The following is a 16,115-nucleotide window of genomic DNA, read 5'->3' as shown; positions in this document are numbered from 1 at the left end:
TGCTCCCTATCCGCCCCCTTCCTATAAGCAGGGGCGAAAGGGGCCGCCGATGACATTTCGCCACCGTCACCTGTTGGGGATCGAGCCGCTTCACCCGGCCGAGATCACGACGCTTCTGGATCTGGCCGATACCTATGTCGACCTGAACGCTTCGCCCAACAAGCGGCGGGAGGTTCTGGCCGGGCTCACCCAGATCAACATGTTCTTCGAGAACTCCACCCGCACGCAGGCGAGCTTCGAGATCGCGGGCAAGCGGCTGGGGGCTGACGTGATGAACATGGCGATGCAGGCCTCGTCGATCAAAAAGGGCGAGACGCTGATCGACACGGCGCTGACGCTGAATGCCATGCACCCGGACCTGATCGTGGTGCGCCATCCCCATTCCGGCGCGGTGAATCTCTTGGCCGAGAAGGTGAATTGCGCCGTGCTGAACGCGGGCGACGGGCGGCACGAACATCCGACGCAGGCGCTTCTGGATGCGCTCACGATCCGGCGTGCGAAGGGACGGCTTCACCGGCTGACCATCGCGATCTGCGGTGATATCGCCCACAGCCGCGTGGCGCGCTCGAACCTGATCCTCCTGGGCAAGATGGAGAACCGGGTGCGGCTGGTCGGCCCCCCCACGCTCATGCCCAGCCAGATCGACCAGTTCGGGGTCGAGGTCTACGACGACATGAAGGCGGGGCTCGAGGGCGCGGACGTGGTGATGATGTTGCGGCTTCAGCGCGAACGGATGGATGGCGGGTTCATCCCGTCGGAGCGCGAATACTACCACCGCTACGGGCTGGATGCCGAGAAGCTCGCCTGTGCCAAGGATGACGCGATCGTCATGCATCCCGGCCCGATGAACCGGGGGGTCGAGATCGACGGCACCATCGCCGACGACATCAACCGCTCGGTGATCCAGGAGCAGGTCGAGATGGGCGTCGCGGTGCGCATGGCGGCGATGGACCTGCTGGCGCGCAACCTGCGCGAGACGGCGGATGGAGCGGGGATGATGGCATGAAACGGGACGACCTGACCTTCCCGACCGAAAGCGCCGCACGAACGATCTTCGTGTTCCAGCTGGACATCGACCCGGCCCGGATCGACCGCTGGAAGGCGCCGGATGCGAAGGGCGAATGGCCGCTGCCCGAGGCGCTGGGGGTCAAGGCGCTCGACGCGTCGCAGGTCGAGGTGTTCGCCGAAGAGGCGATCGCGGAATACGGCATGGTGCGCTACCTGACCGAGGCGAACGGCATGAGCGCGGAAAGCGTGGCCCGGGACGAAGCCGTGCTGTCCGCGCTGGCGGGCGTGATCGTCATGGTGCACGGCAAGGCGGTCGCGTGGCGCGACGGGCAGTTCGAGCCGTCCGGCCCGGCCCGCTTCGTCGGGCGCTACAGCGAGAAAGTGAGCCTCACGGCCTCGACCCCGCAGCCCGCGCGCGAGGTGACGCGCGGCCAGGTGGCCGGCGGCACGACCGAGGGGCGTGAGACGCGCCGCTTTCCCTGGGGCATTCTCGGCTTCGGCCTGCTGGGCCTGATCGTGCTGGCCGCGATCCTGTGGGGGCTGGCATGAACGACGCGGTGATCGCGACCTTTTCGGGCAACCGGTCGACCTACATCAAGGAACACGTGATGCTCGCCGCGCTGGGCGCCGTGGCGGCGGTGGCGATCCTGATGGCGCTGGGCAACGAATACCCCTGGACCGGGCTCGTGGGGGCTGTGGCCGCGATCGGCGTGCGCGGCGTCTACGTGGCCTCGGAGCAGATCGGGCAGGAATGGACCCTGACCGAGCACAACCTGGTTTCGCCCGCCGGCGTGATCATCCCGCGCGCCGAGATCGAGAACGTGCGCACCATCTTCTCCGCGGCCCAGGTGATCACCCGGTCGGGCGACAAGTACATGATCAAGTACCAGGCCGACCCCGGCGCAACCGCCGACACGATCCGGGAGGCGCGCGCATGAGCACGCCGCCGGGCTGGGAGGGCATCCTCGACGAGGGTGAAGAAATCCTGTGGCAGGGCCGCCCCGGGCAGGGGTTCCATTTCGGGGCGGGCAACGTTGTCAGTGCGATCTTCGGCCTTTTCTTCGCAGGTTTCGCGCTTTTCTGGATGGTGATGGCGGCCTCGGCAGACGGGCCGTTCTGGATGTTCGGACTCATCCATTTCAGCGTCGGCATCGCGCTGTCGGCCTGGGCGATCTACGGCAACACCTGGAAGCGGCGCCACAGCTGGTACACGCTGACCGACCGGCGCGCCTTCATCGCCACCGACATGCCGCTCAAGGGGAAGACGCTGAAGAGCTACCCGATCGGGCCCACGACCGTGATCGATTACCGGGCCGGGCCACCGGCCACGATCAATTTCGCGGAAGAGTTCAAGCGCGGCAGCAAGGGTCGCAGCTACAAGGTCAAGGTCGGGTTCGAGCGGCTGGAGAACGGCGCCGAGGTGATGCGAGAAGTGCGCCGGGCGCAGGAAGTGGACGAGACGATGATCCGGGAGAGCGCATGACCATCCGCACCTTCATCAACGCAAGGCTGATCGACCCCGTGGCGGGCACCGACGCGATGGGCTCGCTCACGATCGAGGACGGGGCGATCATCGCCCGCGACGGCCGGCCCGCGGGCGAGGTGATCGACTGCAACGGCAAGTGCCTCGCGCCGGGGATCATCGACATCGGCGTGAAGATCGGCGAGCCGGGGGAGCGCCACAAGGAGGGCTTCCGCACCGCCGGGCGCGCGGCCGCGGCCGGCGGCGTGACCACGATGGTCACGCGGCCCGACACCACGCCCGCCATCGATACGCCCGAGACGCTCGACTTCGTGAAACGCCGCGCGCGGGAACGCGCGCCGGTGCGCGTCCACCCGATGGCTGCCCTGACCAAGGGCCGCGAGGGGCGCGAGATGGTCGAAATGGGCTTTCTCATGGACGCGGGCGCGGTGGCTTTCACCGATTGCGACCACGTGATCGCGGACAACAAGGTGTTCAGCCGGGCGATGACCTATGCCCGCTCCGTCGGCGCGCTGATCATGGCGCACCCGCAGGATCCGACGCTGACCGCCGGATCCTCGGTGACCTCGGGCAAGTTCGCTTCGCTCCGGGGCCTGCCGGCCGTGTCGCCGATGGCCGAACGCATGGGGCTCGAGCGCGACCTCGCGCTCGTGGAGATGACCGGCGTGCGCTACCACGCCGACAACATCTCGACCGCCCGCGCGCTGCCCGCGTTGGAGCGGGCCAAGGAGGCGGGGCTCGACGTGACCGCGGGGGCGAACATCCACCACCTCACGCTGAACGAGCTCGACGTGGGCGACTACCGCACCTTCTTCAAGCTGAAGCCGCCGCTCAGGTCCGAGGACGACCGGCTGGCGATGGTGGAGGCGGTGGCCTCGGGCCTGATCGACATCGTCTGCTCCATGCACACGCCGCAGGACGAGGAATCCAAGCGCCTGCCGTTCGAGGAAGCGGCGAGCGGCGCGGTGGGGCTTCAGACGATCCTGCCGGCGGCGATGCGGCTGGTGCATGATGGGTCGATGGACCTGCCGACGCTGTGGCGCGCATTGTCGACCAACCCGGCCAAGCGCTTCGGCCTTCCGGGGGGCACGCTGGCCGAGGGGCGGCGCGCCGACCTTGTCCTCTTCGACCCCGACGCGCCCTTCGTGCTCAATCGCTTCACGCTGGAGAGCAAGTCCAAGAACACGCCGTTCGACGAGGCCCGGATGCAGGGCCGCGTGCTGGGCACCTGGGTCGGTGGACAGCGGGTATTCACGCCATGATCCGGCAGGCGCGGCGCGGAGATCTTCCACGACTCGGCGACATCGCCATGCGTTCGAAGGCGCATTGGGGGTACGAGGCCGATTTCCTCGCCGCCTGCCGCGACGAGCTTTGCCCCTCCGAAACGGATATCGGCGCCGGGCTGGTGATGTGGGAGGACACCGCGCCGCGCGGGTTCGCCCATGTGACCATCGACGGCGAGGCGGCGGAGCTCTACCTGCTCTTCATCGCGCCGGAGGCGATGGGGCGGGGGATCGGACGCACGCTCTTCGGCTGGGCGCAGGGCCATGCGCGCGGCCACGGCGCCAAGGTGCTCGGGCTGGACGCGGACCCGTTCGCCACGGACTTCTACCTGCGCATGGGAATGCGGCAGGTGGGCGAGGTGCCGTCGCAGACCTGGCCCGACCGGATGCTGCCGCGAATGGAAATCGACCTCTGACGGAGACATCATGCCCGAGATCGTCACATCCCTGCCTCTCCTCGCGCTGGCCGCGCTTCTGGCCTACCTCGCCGGGTCGATCCCGTTCGGGATGGTCATGGCACGTCTTTTCGGCCTGGGCGACCTGCGCAAGATCGGCTCGGGCAACATCGGGGCCACGAACGTCCTGCGCACGGGCAACAAGCTCGCGGCGTTCCTGACGCTGGTGCTGGACGCGGGCAAGGGCGGCATCGCGGTGGTGATCGCGCGCGCGGTGCTGGCCGAGGACGCGGCGCAGATCGCCGGTTTCGCGGCCTTCCTGGGCCATTGCTTCCCCGTCTACCTCGGCTTTCGGGGCGGCAAGGGCGTCGCGACCTGGCTCGGCACGCTGCTGGGGCTGGCCTGGCCCGTCTTTCTCGCCGCCGGGGCCACCTGGCTCGCCACCGCCGCGATCTTCCGCATCTCCAGCCTGGCCGCGCTCGTCGCCGCGCTGCTCACGCCGCTGTGGGCCTGGCTCCTGGGCTTTCCCAGCATGGTTGTTCTCCTCGTCGCGCTGGGCGTGCTGATCTTCGTGCGCCACCACGAGAACATCCGCCGCATCCTCGATGGCAGCGAAAGCCGGATCGGACGCAAATGACCCCGGTAATGGTGCAGAAACATTGATTTTTCCCACTCGTCAGGCAAACTGAGGGGCAAAGGGATTTGAAACAGGGAGCTTGGGGACAATGAACATGATGGAGGCGGTCCGGACCGTCTTTTCCAAATACGCCACGTTCACCGGCCGGGCCCGGCGGGCGGAATTCTGGTGGTTCGTACTTTTCTACATCATCGTGAACTTCATCCTCGGGCTGATCGATTCGGTGCTGTTCGGCACCACCACGACGACCGAGACCAGCTTCTCGGCCGAGACCGACACGCCGATCCTGTCCGGCATCTTCTGGCTGGCAACGATCATTCCCTACATCGCTGTCGGCGTGCGCCGCCTGCACGACACCAACCGCTCCGGCTGGTGGCTGCTCCTGGGGTTCATCCCGCTGATCGGCGCGATCATCCTGATCGTGTGGTTCGCGACCGGCGGCGACCGCGGGCGCAACCGCTTCGGCGACGACCCGATCGACGGGTCGGGTGGCGGCGACGCTGGCGGAGAGGCGGACTACGCCGAGACCTCGATCCCGAAGGTCTGATACCGGACGTACGAAAGAGACGGGGCGGCGCATCTGCCGCCCCTTGATTTCACGAGCGCGACCCTGCGCGATGGAGGCTGCCCAATGGACATGAAAACCGCCGTTCAGACGGTACTTCGCGAGAAATACGTCGAGTTCAATGGCCGTGCGCGCCGGTCGGAATTCTGGTGGTTCATCCTGTTCGTCGTCATCGTGTCCGCGATCCTGTCGCTGATCGACACGGCGCTGTTCGAGGGCGTGCTTCAGGACATCGGGCCGCTCTCGGCGATCTTCTCGCTCATCACGATCATCCCGTCGATCGCGGTGACCGCGCGCCGGTTGCACGACATCGGCCGCTCTGGCTGGTGGCAGCTTCTGTTCCTGATCCCGCTGATCGGGTTCATCGTGATCGTCTACTGGGCCGCCCAGAAGGGCACCGACGGCCCGAACGAATACGGGCCCGACCCGTTGGCCACGGGCGCCTGAGCCATGACGGCGCGCGGGCCGGTCGCGGCCGTGCGGGCCGGGTTCGCGAACTATGCCACCTTCTCCGGCCGGAGCGCGCGGGCGCCGACGCTGTGGTTCATGCTCGTCTTCAGCCTTGGAAACTACGTGCTGGTGAACGCCACGCGCCCCGTGGCGGGGGACGGCGGGGCGCTCGCACTCCTGGTCGGCGGGCTGTCCTGGCTTTTCTTCCTGTCCACGGTCACGCCGATGGCCGCGTTCGTGGCGCGCCGGCTGCACGACACCGGTCGCTCCGGTCTCTGGGCCGTGCTGCCGGTCGGGGCCGTGGTGGCGATCAGCGTGTTCGAACGCCTGTGGGTCACGCGCGGTTACGGGCCGATGATCCCGATCTTCGCGGTCTCGGCCCCGATCATGCTGTGGTTCGCGGTCTGGCTGCTGGCCCCGGGCAGCCCTGGGGCGAACCGGTTCGGCCCGCCGCCCGCGTGAGCGCTCAATAGGAGTATTCGCCGTAGATCCTGGACAGGTCGCCGGCCCACTCCCCGTGGTATTTCTCCAGGAGCTCGTCGGCCATCGTGCGGCCCTCTTCGACGCTGTCCTCCAGCGTGTTCAGGAAGTGCCGCTCATCCGGGACCATGCCGCCGAAGCCGGGCCGGGCGCGCGCCTTCAGCCCCGAGCGCGAGATGTCGAGGGCCTGGGTGGCGAGGTCTCGCATCTTGAGCGGACCGATCTCGGCGTCCAGCGCGTCGACGCTGGCGGCCACGCGAAGCGCCTCGCGCGTTTCAGCGTCCCAACCCTTCACCATGTCCCACGCGGCGTCGAGCGCGGACTGGTCGTACAGGATTCCGACCCAGAAAGCCGGCAGGGCGCAGATGCGCCGCCACGGGCCCGCATCGGCCCCGCGCATTTCCATGAACTTCTTGATGCGCACTTCCGGGAAGATGGTCGTCAGGTGGTCCGCCCAGTCGCTGAGCGTCGGCTTCTCGCCGGGCAGCGCGGGCAGCTCGCCCTTGAGGAAGTCCCGGAACGACTGGCCGAGCGCGTTGATGTACTTGCCGTGGCGGTAGACGAAGTACATCGGCACATCGAGCGCGTAGTCGACGTAGCGTTCGAACCCCATGCCGTCCTCGAACACGAAGGGCAGCATCCCGGTGCGCGCCGGATCGAGGTCACGCCAGATGCGCGAGCGCCAGGACTTGTGCCCGTTGGGCTTGCCTTCGAGGAAGGGCGAATTGGCGAAGAGCGCGGTGGCGATCGGCTGCAATGCCAGCGCCACGCGGAACTTCTGCACCATGTCCGCTTCGGAGGCGAAGTCCAGGTTCACCTGCACCGTGCAGGTCCGGTACATCATCTGCGTGCCGAGATTGCCGACCTTGCCCATGTAATCGGTCATCAGCGCGTAGCGCCCCTTGGGCATGACCGGCATGTCGTCATGGGTCCAGATCGGTGCGGCGCCCAGCCCGATGAAGCCCGCGCCGATCTTGTCGGCGATGTCCTGCACTTCGCGCAGGTGCTCGTTCAACTCGTCGCAGGTCTGGTGGATCGTTTCGAGCGGCGCGCCGGAAAGCTCCAGCTGCCCGCCCGGCTCGAGGCTCACGTTCGCGCCGTCCTTTTCCAGGCCGATGAGCTTGCCGCCCTCCTCGACCGGGGCCCAGCCATAGGCGTCACGGAGCCCTTCGAGCATCGCACGGATCGACCGGGGGCCTTCGTAGGGCAGGGGCTTCAGCGTATCCTTGCAGTAGCCGAATTTCTCGTGCTCGGTGCCGATGCGCCAGTCGTCCTTCGGCTTGCAGCCTGCTTCGAGATAGCCGGCCAACTGGGAATGGTCGGTGATCAGGCCACCGCCGGACTGGGGAATTGACATGTTCGCGCCTCTGGACTGTCTCGGGAGTTACGAGTGTGCGATTGACGGGGGCGTGTCAACCAAGCCCGGCCCCTTGCGCCAGATCGTGACGGGGGTTTCGGGCGGGTCGTTGAGCGCGCGGATCGCGGTCTCGATCCGGGCGCCGGGCAGGGCGGTCAGCACGTCGAAGAGCGCCCGCGCGCCCTCGGCGGCGGCCGGAACCGAAAGCCGCTCGCCGCCGGTGTCGAGCCGCCAGAACGCGCCGCCCGCGCGGCTCGCGATGATCGACACCTGCGTCAGGCTGTCGAGCGAGGCCATGCCGCCCCCCACGGGGGCGAGATAGGTGATCTGGCGCTCGTCCAACTCGATCACGCCGAGGCCCCCCTGGCCGGTGCGGAAGCGTGCGCGCTGAACGCCGGACCACAGGAGCGCGGCACCGGCGAGCGCGACGACCACGCCGATCCAGCGGATTACGCCGAGGCTCGCGATGGCCCAGTAGAGCCCCAGCGCCGCGACCGCGCCGCCGATCAGCGCCTCGCGCCAGCGGGCAAGTCCGGCGGCGGCCTCGGGTCGAACGAAGCTCATGGCGCGGTTCCCCCGGTCATGTCACCAGTCCCCCAGCGCCGATTGCCACAGCGTCATCGCTGCCACCGCCGCCGTGTCGGCGCGCAGGATCCGGGGGCCGAGGCTCACCGGCGCCGCGGCGTCCAGCGCGGCGAGGCGCTTGCGCTCGGTCTCCGAAAAACCGCCCTCGGGGCCGATCAGGATCGCCCAGGGTCGGTCGCGCTCGCCCGAAAGGGCCGATGCGGCGCCCGCGCGGGTTTCGTCGCAGAACATCAGGTGGCGGCTGCCGTCCCACGCGTCGAGCAGGCGATCGAGCTTCACGGGCTCGGCCACCTCGGGCACGAACGTGCCGCCGCATTGCTCGGCCGCCTCGACCGCGTGCGCCTGCAACCGGTCCACGCGGACCCGCTCGGAATTGGTGAACTCGGTCAGCACCGGCACGATGCGCGACGCCCCCATCTCGGCCGCTTTCTCCACGATGAAGTCGGTGCGCTGCTTCTTGATCGGGGCGAAGAGTAGCCAGAGGTCCGGCGGGTCGAGCTGCGGGGCCGCCTGCCCGAGGCACGACAGCGTCCCCGCGCGCTTTCCCGCCTCCACGATCTCCGCCGTCCATTCCCCGTCACGGCCGTTGAAAAGGGCCACGCGGTCCCCCTGGTCGCGCCGCATGACGCCGAAGAGGTAATGCGCCTGGTCCTTGGCCAGAGGAATGGTTTGCCCCTCGCCCAGCGGGTGCTCTACAAAGAGCCGGATCTTTGCACGTTCGAACATGGGGGCACGTTATGGCGGCAGGCGGCGAGACGCCAGAGGCGACGGGGCAGGTGGCCGATGCCTATACCGGCAACTGGGTGGACCGCTATGCCCCCGCGTTCCTGCGACCCTACCTGCGCCTGTCGCGCGCCGACCGGCCGATCGGCACCTGGCTTCTGCTTCTGCCCTGCTGGTGGGGCCTGCTGCTTGGCATGGGATACGACGGCCGCGCGTCCTGGCACGACCTGTGGATCTTCGTGGGCTGCGCCATCGGCGCAACGCTGATGCGGGGGGCGGGCTGCACCTGGAACGACATCACCGACCGCGACATCGATGGCTCCGTCGCGCGCACGCGGTCGCGCCCGATCCCTTCGGGCGCCGTGAGCGTCACGCAGGCGATGGCGTGGCTCGTGCTCCAATGCCTGATCGCCCTGGGCATTCTTCTGACCTTCGATCCGGCCGCCATTCTCCTGGGCATCATCGCGCTGGGCCCGGTTGCCATCTATCCCTTTGCCAAGCGCTTCACCTGGTGGCCGCAGATCTTTCTCGGGATCGCGTTCAACTGGGGTGCGCTCCTGGCCTTCACGGCGCATACCGGAACGCTGGCCTGGCCTGCCGTGGTGCTCTACCTCGCCGGCATGTCCTGGACGCTGTTCTACGACACCGTCTATGCCCACCAGGACAAGGAGGACGATGCGCTGATCGGTGTGAAGTCCACCGCGCGCCTGTTCGGCGACACGACGCCGCGCTGGCTTCTGGCCTTCCTCGTCGGCTGCGTCGTGCTCATGACGCTCGCCGTGATCCTGGCCTTCCTGCCCAATGCCACGCCGGTCGCGCTGGTCGTGGCGCTGGCTGCACCCTGGGCGATGGGATGGCACCTGTCGTGGCAATTGCGCACGCTCGACATGGACGATCCGGATACCTGCCTCATGCTCTTTCGGTCGAACCGGAACGCGGGCCTCCTGCCTGTGCCGTTTCTTGCCGTCGCACTCCTGCTTTGATTGCGCCTCGTGACAAAGCCACTTAAGGAAACAGGCGACCGAAACACGGACAAATTCCAACCGGCATGAAGTTTTCCAAAGTCCTCCTGATTCCCGGGATTTTCGTTCTTGCGGCCCTGCTTGCGCTGGTCGCCGCGGTCAGCTCGGTCGGCGTGATCGAACGCGTATCCAAGTCCACCGTGGAAGAAGCACTGATGCTCGAAGGGCAGGACTGGGCCAAGGTCCACACCGACGGTCTGCAACTCATCCTGACCGGCACCGCGCCCACGGAAACCGACCGCTTCGCCGCGCTGTCCGTGGCCGGGGGCGAGGTGGATTCGAGCCGCGTGATCGACCAGATGGACGTGCCCACCGCGGAAGGCATCGAACCGCCGCGCTTCTCGGTCGAAATCCTGCGCAACGACGGCGGAATCTCGATGATCGGGCTCATACCGGCGTCGACGGACCGCGAGGCTCTGTTCTCCCGTGTCCAGAAGATCACTCCCGACCAAGAGGTCGCGGACCTGCTGGAGACCGCCGACTACGATGTGCCGGACGGCTGGCCCGCGGCACTCGACTTCGCGCTGACCGCGCTCGAGGACCTGCCGCGCTCCAAGATCTCGATGGATACCGGGCGGGTCACGATCGAGGCGATCGCGGACAGCGCGGCGCAGAAGGACGGCTGGGAACGCGATCTTGCCCGCAGCGCGCCGGGCGGTCTGCGCGTCGCGCTGAACATCTCGGCCCCCCGGCCCGTCATCACGCCATTCACCGCGCGTTTCGTCATCGACGACGAGGGTGCGCGTTTCGATGCCTGCACGGCGGGGACCGAGCCGGGACGGGTCAAGATCGTGGCCGCCGGGATCGCCGCCGGCGTGAAGGGACGACCGAACTGCACCATCGGCTTGGGTGTGCCCTCGCCCGACTGGCCCGATGCCGTGGCGCGTGGCGTACAGGCGGTGCGCGAGCTGGGCGAGGGGACGATCACCTTCTCCGATGCCGACGTGACGCTCGTGGCGGCCGCCAGCGTGGAGCAGCAGAATTTCGACCGCGTGGTGGGTGAGCTCGAAGCCGACCTGCCCGAGGTCTTCTCGCTCCACTCGACCAAGACCGAGGGCGAAGCCGCCGAGGGCACGCCGGAGTTCATGGCCACCCTCAGCCCGGAAGGGCTCGTGCAGATCCGCGGCCGGCTGACGGACGAACAGAACCGGTCCATCACCGAAAGCGTGGCGCGCGCCCGGTTCGGGATCGGCAACGTCTACATGGCCGCGCGGCTCGACAACTCGCTGCCCGCCGGCTGGTCGGTGCGCGTGCTGGCCGCGATCGAGGCGCTGTCGCATCTCGACAATGGCGTGGCCGTGGTCCAGCCCGACCTCGTGGAGCTGCGGGGGCGCACCGGGGACGAGGGCGCCAGCGCCGAGATTTCGCGCGTGCTCTCCGAGCAGCTGGGCGACGCGCAGGATTTCCGCGTCAACGTCGCTTATGACGAGGCGCTCGATCCGAAGGCATCGCTGCCGTCACCCGAGGAATGTGTCGCGATGATCAACGAGACGATCGCGGAGGAGAAGATCACCTTTGCGCCCGGGTCCGTCGAGATCGAGGCGCGCGCGGGCAACACGATCGACGCCATCGCCGACATCCTCAAGGATTGCGCCGACGTGCCGATGGAGATCGGCGGCCACACCGACAGCCAGGGCAGCGAGGACCTGAACAAGGCGCTGTCGCAGCAACGGGCCAACTCGGTCCTGAACGCGCTGCTCGCGCGCCGCATCCTGACCTCGAACATGATTGCGCATGGCTACGGCGAAGAGCAGCCGATCGCGAGCAACGAGACCGAGGCGGGCCGCGAGGCGAACCGCCGCATCGAGTTCCGCCTGATCACCGAACGCGAACTGAAGGGCGAGCCGCTGATCGAAGGCGAGCCTTCCGGCCTTGACCTGTCCGAGCTGCGCCCGCGCCCGCGCCCCGATGACCTCATGGAAGCATCGGCGGAGGCCGAGCCGGAGGCGGATGCCGACGAGGGCAGCGGCGACGAGGCTGGTGATGATACCGGCAGCGGTGACGAAGGCAGTGGTGATGACGCTGCGTCGGACGAGAGCGCCGGGGAGACCGAGGCGGCCGACGAAACCGCGTCGGATGCGACTGCCGAGACCGAAGAGGCCCCCGCCGAGGACACCGAAGACACGGCGACTGCCGAGGCCGACGCGGATGCCACAGCGGCCGGGGACGAGACGGAAGATACGACCGCCGATCAAACGGCGGCGGACGAGACCCCGGGGGAAGGGGTTGACGAAACCAACGAGACTGGGACAGTCGGCGAAGAACTGCCGCCGGCGGTCGTGGTGGATCCGGAGCTCGAGGGCGTGCGCGCCCCGCCGCGACCGGATCGCGAGGGATAGGGACACATGAACAGAGCCGAGTTCATCATCGTCACGGCGATCATTCTTTTCATTGCATTTGCGCTCGGGTGGTTCGCCCATTGGCTGATCCACAGGTTCTCGCGGGTGTCAGGGGCGGACATGGGCGAGCTCGACCGCATGGCCCAGGCCCTGCATGACGCGGAAGAGACCCGGGACCAGGCGATCACGTATCTCCAGCAGCGCGAGACGGAGCTGTCGAACCAGCAGCACCAGACCGAGGCAGAGCTTCGCGCGGCGATGGACGGGCTGCGTGCGGCCCGGCAGGAAGCCGAGGAACTGCGCGCCTATATCGAGCGTCAGAACCAGGCCTGAGCCGGCCTACCAACGCGACAGCGCGTCCTCGTCCTCGTCCTTGGCCGCGACCCATTCCGCGCCGTCCGGGCCGTATTCCTTCTTCCAGAACGGTGCGCGGGATTTCAGGTAATCCATAAGGTACTCGGCCGCTTCGAAGGCCGCGGCGCGGTGGCGTGCGGCGGTGGCGACCATCATGATCCGGTCGCCCGGTACGAGGGTGCCGTGGCGGTGGATCACCAGCGCATCGTCGAGGGTCCAGCGCCCCATCGCCTCGTCCACGATGTCGCCGATCGCCTTCTCGGTCATGCCGGGATAATGCTCGATCTCCATCCGGCTGATGCCGCCGGTGTCGCGCACAAGTCCGGTAAAGGTCACCACAGCGCCGGTTTCCGTGCGGCCGGCGGCGAAGCCCTCGGATTCCTCGCCCAGCGAGAAGGGCGCGGACTGGACCCGGATCGTCGGCATCTCAGCCCCCCGTCATCGGCGGGAAGAAGGCCACCTCGCGCACGCCCGCGAGCGGCGCGTCGAAATCGGACAGTTCCTGGTCGAGCGCCACGCGCAGGGCCGACAGGTCGGCGAAGGCCGCCTCGTAGCGCGGTTCGCGCGCCTTGAGTTCTTCCACGAGGTCCGCGACCGTCGCGGCGTCCGTTTCGACCCGTTCGCGCGGTTCTCCGATCCGTTCGCGGACCCAGGCGAAATACATGACGTCAATCATCCGTGTCCTCCTTCAGGAACGGCCAGGCCTTGCGGAAGTAGTCCCAGCCCGAGATCGCGGTCAGAAGTGCCGCGACCCACAGAAGCACCACGCCCGCATTGCCGGTCCAGATCATCGCGGTGGTCTTCCACCCGAGACCGAGGTGATCGGCCACCTCGCCCTCGATGATCTGGTCGAAGAGCGCGTCATCCATGCCGAAGCTCTGCATGCCCACGTAATGTTCGAACACGCCTTTTGCAAAAAGCAGCGTGAGCGCGACCATCTGCACGGTGGTCTTCCATTTCCCGATCCGCGTGACCTTCAGCGCCTTGGCTTTGTCGCCCAGCGTTTCACGCAGGCCCGAGACGAAGACCTCCCGGAAGATGATGATCCCGGAGGGCAGGACGATCCAGATCGCGAGGCCCGAGTAGGCGGCGATCACGAGAAGCGCGGTGAGAACCAGCGCCTTGTCCGCGATCGGGTCCATCGTCGCGCCGAAGCGGCTTTCCTGCGCCCAGGCCCGCGCAAGGTAGCCGTCGACGTAATCGGTGACGGCGGCCACGATGAAGACGACCAGGGCGTACCAGTCCGCCCAGGGGCGGGCGAAGAACAGGAACACGATCGGCAGGAGCGGCACCGCGATCAGCCGGCCGATGGTGAGGATGTTGGGGATCGTCCATTTCATGGTGCAGGTCTATCGTGGGCGGCGTCCGGGGGGAAGACAGGGTTTCGAACGGGCTGGCGCCCGTCCGATCCGCTTGGGGGGCCAGCCCCCCAAACCCCCCGGCGTATTTCGGGAAAGATGAAAGGGCGGGCGGTCATCCGTTTTCGTGGAAATGGCCGTGGATCGTTTCGGCCAGGGCGGCGGAGATGCCCTTGACCGCCTTGAGGTCGGCGAGCGAGGCGGTGGTCACGGCCTTGGCCGAGCCGAAATGCGCCAGCAGCGCCTTCTTGCGTCCCGCGCCCACGCCGGGGACGTCGTCGAGCGGGGAGGCGCTGATCGCCTTCGTGCGTTTCGCGCGGTGGGTGCCGATGGCGAAGCGGTGCGCCTCGTCGCGCATGCGCTGGACGAAATAGAGCACCGGGTCGTTGCGCTTGAGCGCGAAGGGGCGCTGGCCGGGGCGGTGGAATTCCTCTTTCCCGTGATCGCGGTCGACGCCCTTGGCGACCCCGACCATCGCGATGTCCTCGACCCCCAGGTCTTCCATGATCTCGTTCACCGCCGAGACCTGCCCGGCGCCGCCGTCGATCAGGAGAAGGTCGGGCCAGGCTTCGCTTTCGCGGTCCGGGTCTTCCTTCAGCAGGCGTTTGAAGCGGCGGGTGAGCACCTCTTTCATCATGCCGAAATCGTCACCCGGCGTCAGCGCGTCGCCCTTGATGTTGAACTTGCGGTACTGGCTTTTCATGAAGCCCTCGGGCCCGGCGACGATCATCGCGCCCACCGCGTGCGCGCCCTGGATGTGGGAGTTGTCGTAGACCTCGATCCGTTTCGGTGCCTCGTCCAGCTCGAACGCTTCCGCGATCCCGTTGAGCAGCTTCGCCTGGGTCGCGGTTTCGGCCATCTTGCGGCCGAGGCTTTCGCGCGCGTTGCGCGCGGCGTTCGATACGAGCTCCATCTTCTCGCCGCGCTGGGGCACCTCGATGGCGACTTTGCGCCCGAGCTTGCCGCCCAGTGCCTCGGCCATCAGGTCGCGCTCCTCGATGTCGTGGGACAGGAGCAGGAGGCGGGCCGGTTCCTTCTGGTCGTAGAACTGGCCGATGAAGCCGCGCAGCACCTCGGCCTCGTCCGCGCCCGCGCCGGTGCGGGGGTAGAAGTCGCGGTTGCCCCAGTTCTGGTTCGCGCGGATGAAGAAGACCTGCACGCAGGCCTGTCCGCCTTCCATGTGGAGCGCGATCACGTCCGCCTCGGTCACGCCGCGCGGGTTGATGCCCTGGCTCGACTGCACCTTGGTGAGCGCCTGGATGCGGTCGCGCAGGACGGCTGCGCGTTCGAACTCCATCGCTTCCGAGGCCGCCTGCATCTCCTCGGCGAGCTCGGACTGCACCTTGGTGGTGCGCCCGGACAGGAAGCGTTCGGCGTCCTTCACGAGATCGGCGTAATCCGCTTCGCCGATCTTGCCCACGCAGGGCCCCGCGCAACGCTTGATCTGGTAGAGCAGGCAGGGCCGGGTGCGGCTTGCGAACATGCTGTCCGAGCAGTTGCGCAGGAGGAATACCTTCTGCAGCTGGTTCAGCGTCCGGTTCACGGCGTCCGCGCTCGCGAAGGGGCCGTAATAGGCGCCCTTGATCTTCTTCGCGCCGCGGTGCTTGCGGATCTGCGGGTAGGCGTGGTCCTTGGTCACCAGGATGTTGGGGAACGACTTGTCGTCGCGCAGCAGCACGTTGAAATGCGGTTTGAGTTGCTTGATGAGGTTCTGCTCGAGCAGAAGCGCCTCGGACTCCGTGTTGGTGGTCAGGAACATCATGCTCGCCGTCTGCGAGATCATGCGCGCGATCCGGGCGGAATGGCCGTTCGGATTGGCGTAGTTCGACACCCGGTTCTTCAGGCTCTTTGCCTTGCCGACGTAGAGCACGCGCCCCGCTTCGTCGAGCATGCGGTAGACGCCCGGAGAGTTGTCCAGCTGGCGCACGTAACGCGCGATCAGGGCGTGTCCGCGCAAGGGGCGTTCGCCGGTTTCGGTCGGTTTGGACTCACTCATCAGGGCTGCTCGCTGATTCCCGTTTTGGCTGCAATGATAGCGTTGCAGGGACAAGAGAAAACACGTCCACAGAATCTGGG

At 67.5% G+C, this 16,115-nt stretch carries 20 protein-coding genes; 13 read left to right on the top strand and 7 right to left on the bottom strand.

Annotation, left to right across the window (positions count from 1 at the left end; all coding sequences use genetic code 11):
• The first annotated feature begins 49 nt into the window (after nt 1-49).
• From GQE99_RS10830 to GQE99_RS10785, 10 genes are all read left to right on the top strand, one after another.
• Nucleotides 50-1,006 (top strand): aspartate carbamoyltransferase catalytic subunit, encoded by a 957-nt coding sequence (locus GQE99_RS10830; RefSeq protein WP_161351627.1) that lies wholly within the window; start codon nt 50-52, stop codon nt 1,004-1,006.
• The gene (locus GQE99_RS10825) at nt 1,003-1,557 is read left to right on the top strand and encodes a hypothetical protein (RefSeq protein WP_161351626.1); all 555 of its coding nucleotides are present in this window, start codon (nt 1,003-1,005) and stop codon (nt 1,555-1,557) included. Before GQE99_RS10830 ends, GQE99_RS10825 begins: the two co-directional genes overlap by 4 nt.
• Nucleotides 1,554-1,946, top strand: coding sequence for a hypothetical protein (locus GQE99_RS10820; RefSeq protein WP_161351625.1), 393 nt, complete (start codon nt 1,554-1,556; stop codon nt 1,944-1,946). The genes GQE99_RS10825 and GQE99_RS10820 overlap by 4 nt, the downstream gene beginning before the upstream one ends.
• Nucleotides 1,943-2,491 (top strand): aspartate carbamoyltransferase catalytic subunit, encoded by a 549-nt coding sequence (locus tag GQE99_RS10815; RefSeq protein ID WP_161351624.1) that lies wholly within the window; start codon nt 1,943-1,945, stop codon nt 2,489-2,491. The genes GQE99_RS10820 and GQE99_RS10815 overlap by 4 nt, the downstream gene beginning before the upstream one ends.
• The gene (gene pyrC, locus GQE99_RS10810; RefSeq protein WP_161351623.1) at nt 2,488-3,753 is read left to right on the top strand and encodes a dihydroorotase; all 1,266 of its coding nucleotides are present in this window, start codon (nt 2,488-2,490) and stop codon (nt 3,751-3,753) included. Before GQE99_RS10815 ends, pyrC begins: the two co-directional genes overlap by 4 nt.
• Nucleotides 3,750-4,190: a GNAT family N-acetyltransferase gene (locus tag GQE99_RS10805; RefSeq protein WP_161351622.1), complete on the top strand. Its 441-nt coding sequence runs from the start codon at nt 3,750-3,752 to the stop codon at nt 4,188-4,190. Before pyrC ends, GQE99_RS10805 begins: the two co-directional genes overlap by 4 nt.
• A gap of 10 nt (nt 4,191-4,200) precedes the next feature.
• Nucleotides 4,201-4,806: a glycerol-3-phosphate 1-O-acyltransferase PlsY gene (plsY, locus tag GQE99_RS10800; RefSeq protein ID WP_161351621.1), complete on the top strand. Its 606-nt coding sequence runs from the start codon at nt 4,201-4,203 to the stop codon at nt 4,804-4,806.
• Between the two features lie 94 nt (nt 4,807-4,900).
• A complete protein-coding gene (locus tag GQE99_RS10795) occupies nt 4,901-5,353 on the top strand; it encodes a DUF805 domain-containing protein (protein WP_235917194.1) in 453 nt (150 codons plus the stop codon).
• An 84-nt stretch (nt 5,354-5,437) separates the two neighbouring features.
• Nucleotides 5,438-5,818, top strand: a complete 381-nt coding sequence (locus GQE99_RS10790) for a DUF805 domain-containing protein (RefSeq protein WP_161351619.1) — start codon at nt 5,438-5,440, stop codon at nt 5,816-5,818.
• A gap of 3 nt (nt 5,819-5,821) precedes the next feature.
• A complete protein-coding gene (locus GQE99_RS10785) occupies nt 5,822-6,283 on the top strand; it encodes a DUF805 domain-containing protein (RefSeq protein WP_161351618.1) in 462 nt (153 codons plus the stop codon).
• Between the two features lie 4 nt (nt 6,284-6,287).
• Here GQE99_RS10785 and GQE99_RS10780 read toward each other — a convergent pair whose 3' ends face one another.
• From GQE99_RS10780 to GQE99_RS10770, 3 genes are read right to left on the bottom strand one after another with little or no spacing between them, the layout of a single operon-like run.
• Complete coding sequence (locus GQE99_RS10780) at nt 6,288-7,658, bottom strand: glutamate--cysteine ligase (protein ID WP_161351617.1); 1,371 nt, start codon at nt 7,656-7,658, stop codon at nt 6,288-6,290.
• A 27-nt stretch (nt 7,659-7,685) separates the two neighbouring features.
• Nucleotides 7,686-8,222, bottom strand: a complete 537-nt coding sequence (locus GQE99_RS10775) for a hypothetical protein (RefSeq protein ID WP_161351616.1) — start codon at nt 8,220-8,222, stop codon at nt 7,686-7,688.
• Between the two features lie 21 nt (nt 8,223-8,243).
• Nucleotides 8,244-8,969: a 16S rRNA (uracil(1498)-N(3))-methyltransferase gene (locus GQE99_RS10770; RefSeq protein ID WP_161351615.1), complete on the bottom strand. Its 726-nt coding sequence runs from the start codon at nt 8,967-8,969 to the stop codon at nt 8,244-8,246.
• A gap of 11 nt (nt 8,970-8,980) precedes the next feature.
• Between GQE99_RS10770 and ubiA the strand changes: the two genes are divergently transcribed.
• The 3 genes from ubiA to GQE99_RS10755 all read left to right on the top strand — a co-directional run bounded on the left by ubiA (nt 8,981) and on the right by GQE99_RS10755 (nt 12,660).
• On the top strand, nt 8,981-9,949 hold the full coding sequence (ubiA, locus tag GQE99_RS10765) for a 4-hydroxybenzoate octaprenyltransferase (RefSeq protein ID WP_161351614.1): 969 nt from the start codon (nt 8,981-8,983) through the stop codon (nt 9,947-9,949).
• Nucleotides 9,950-10,014: 65 nt separating this feature from the next.
• Complete coding sequence (locus GQE99_RS10760) at nt 10,015-12,327, top strand: OmpA family protein (protein ID WP_161351613.1); 2,313 nt, start codon at nt 10,015-10,017, stop codon at nt 12,325-12,327.
• A 6-nt stretch (nt 12,328-12,333) separates the two neighbouring features.
• Complete coding sequence (locus GQE99_RS10755) at nt 12,334-12,660, top strand: hypothetical protein (protein WP_161351612.1); 327 nt, start codon at nt 12,334-12,336, stop codon at nt 12,658-12,660.
• A gap of 6 nt (nt 12,661-12,666) precedes the next feature.
• Here GQE99_RS10755 and GQE99_RS10750 read toward each other — a convergent pair whose 3' ends face one another.
• From GQE99_RS10750 to uvrC, 4 genes are all read right to left on the bottom strand, one after another.
• Nucleotides 12,667-13,107 (bottom strand): molybdenum cofactor biosynthesis protein MoaE, encoded by a 441-nt coding sequence (locus GQE99_RS10750; protein WP_161351611.1) that lies wholly within the window; start codon nt 13,105-13,107, stop codon nt 12,667-12,669.
• A gap of 1 nt (nt 13,108) precedes the next feature.
• The gene (gene moaD, locus GQE99_RS10745; RefSeq protein WP_202530732.1) at nt 13,109-13,357 is read right to left on the bottom strand and encodes a molybdopterin converting factor subunit 1; all 249 of its coding nucleotides are present in this window, start codon (nt 13,355-13,357) and stop codon (nt 13,109-13,111) included.
• Nucleotides 13,350-14,021, bottom strand: a complete 672-nt coding sequence (gene pgsA, locus GQE99_RS10740; RefSeq protein ID WP_161351610.1) for a CDP-diacylglycerol--glycerol-3-phosphate 3-phosphatidyltransferase — start codon at nt 14,019-14,021, stop codon at nt 13,350-13,352. Before pgsA ends, moaD begins: the two co-directional genes overlap by 8 nt.
• Before the next feature lie 133 nt (nt 14,022-14,154).
• Nucleotides 14,155-16,035, bottom strand: coding sequence for an excinuclease ABC subunit UvrC (uvrC, locus tag GQE99_RS10735; RefSeq protein WP_161351609.1), 1,881 nt, complete (start codon nt 16,033-16,035; stop codon nt 14,155-14,157).
• Nucleotides 16,036-16,115: the final 80 nt, after the last annotated feature.

The sequence above is a fragment of the Maritimibacter harenae genome (assembly GCF_009882975.1).
Lineage (GTDB): Bacteria > Pseudomonadota > Alphaproteobacteria > Rhodobacterales > Rhodobacteraceae > Maritimibacter > Maritimibacter harenae.
This window is presented reverse-complemented; position numbering and strand designations above follow the sequence as displayed.

Excerpts from the sequence above, each read along its gene's own strand:
- GQE99_RS10760 (WP_161351613.1), top strand. The coding sequence starts at position 10,015 with ATGAAGTTTTCCAAAGTCCTCCTGATTCCCGGGATTTTCGTTCTTGCG.
- GQE99_RS10825 (WP_161351626.1), top strand. The coding sequence starts at position 1,003 with ATGAAACGGGACGACCTGACCTTCCCGACCGAAAGCGCCGCACGAACG.
- GQE99_RS10805 (WP_161351622.1), top strand. The coding sequence starts at position 3,750 with ATGATCCGGCAGGCGCGGCGCGGAGATCTTCCACGACTCGGCGACATC.
- GQE99_RS10795 (WP_235917194.1), top strand. The coding sequence starts at position 4,901 with ATGATGGAGGCGGTCCGGACCGTCTTTTCCAAATACGCCACGTTCACC.
- GQE99_RS10815 (WP_161351624.1), top strand. The coding sequence starts at position 1,943 with ATGAGCACGCCGCCGGGCTGGGAGGGCATCCTCGACGAGGGTGAAGAA.
- GQE99_RS10820 (WP_161351625.1), top strand. The coding sequence starts at position 1,554 with ATGAACGACGCGGTGATCGCGACCTTTTCGGGCAACCGGTCGACCTAC.
- pyrC (WP_161351623.1), top strand. The coding sequence starts at position 2,488 with ATGACCATCCGCACCTTCATCAACGCAAGGCTGATCGACCCCGTGGCG.
- plsY (WP_161351621.1), top strand. The coding sequence starts at position 4,201 with ATGCCCGAGATCGTCACATCCCTGCCTCTCCTCGCGCTGGCCGCGCTT.
- moaD (WP_202530732.1), bottom strand. The coding sequence starts at position 13,357 with ATGATTGACGTCATGTATTTCGCCTGGGTCCGCGAACGGATCGGAGAA.
- GQE99_RS10755 (WP_161351612.1), top strand. The coding sequence starts at position 12,334 with ATGAACAGAGCCGAGTTCATCATCGTCACGGCGATCATTCTTTTCATT.
- GQE99_RS10790 (WP_161351619.1), top strand. The coding sequence starts at position 5,438 with ATGGACATGAAAACCGCCGTTCAGACGGTACTTCGCGAGAAATACGTC.
- GQE99_RS10750 (WP_161351611.1), bottom strand. The coding sequence starts at position 13,107 with ATGCCGACGATCCGGGTCCAGTCCGCGCCCTTCTCGCTGGGCGAGGAA.
- GQE99_RS10785 (WP_161351618.1), top strand. The coding sequence starts at position 5,822 with ATGACGGCGCGCGGGCCGGTCGCGGCCGTGCGGGCCGGGTTCGCGAAC.
- GQE99_RS10780 (WP_161351617.1), bottom strand. The coding sequence starts at position 7,658 with ATGTCAATTCCCCAGTCCGGCGGTGGCCTGATCACCGACCATTCCCAG.
- ubiA (WP_161351614.1), top strand. The coding sequence starts at position 8,981 with ATGGCGGCAGGCGGCGAGACGCCAGAGGCGACGGGGCAGGTGGCCGAT.
- uvrC (WP_161351609.1), bottom strand. The coding sequence starts at position 16,035 with ATGAGTGAGTCCAAACCGACCGAAACCGGCGAACGCCCCTTGCGCGGA.
- GQE99_RS10770 (WP_161351615.1), bottom strand. The coding sequence starts at position 8,969 with ATGTTCGAACGTGCAAAGATCCGGCTCTTTGTAGAGCACCCGCTGGGC.
- GQE99_RS10775 (WP_161351616.1), bottom strand. The coding sequence starts at position 8,222 with ATGAGCTTCGTTCGACCCGAGGCCGCCGCCGGACTTGCCCGCTGGCGC.
- GQE99_RS10830 (WP_161351627.1), top strand. The coding sequence starts at position 50 with ATGACATTTCGCCACCGTCACCTGTTGGGGATCGAGCCGCTTCACCCG.
- pgsA (WP_161351610.1), bottom strand. The coding sequence starts at position 14,021 with ATGAAATGGACGATCCCCAACATCCTCACCATCGGCCGGCTGATCGCG.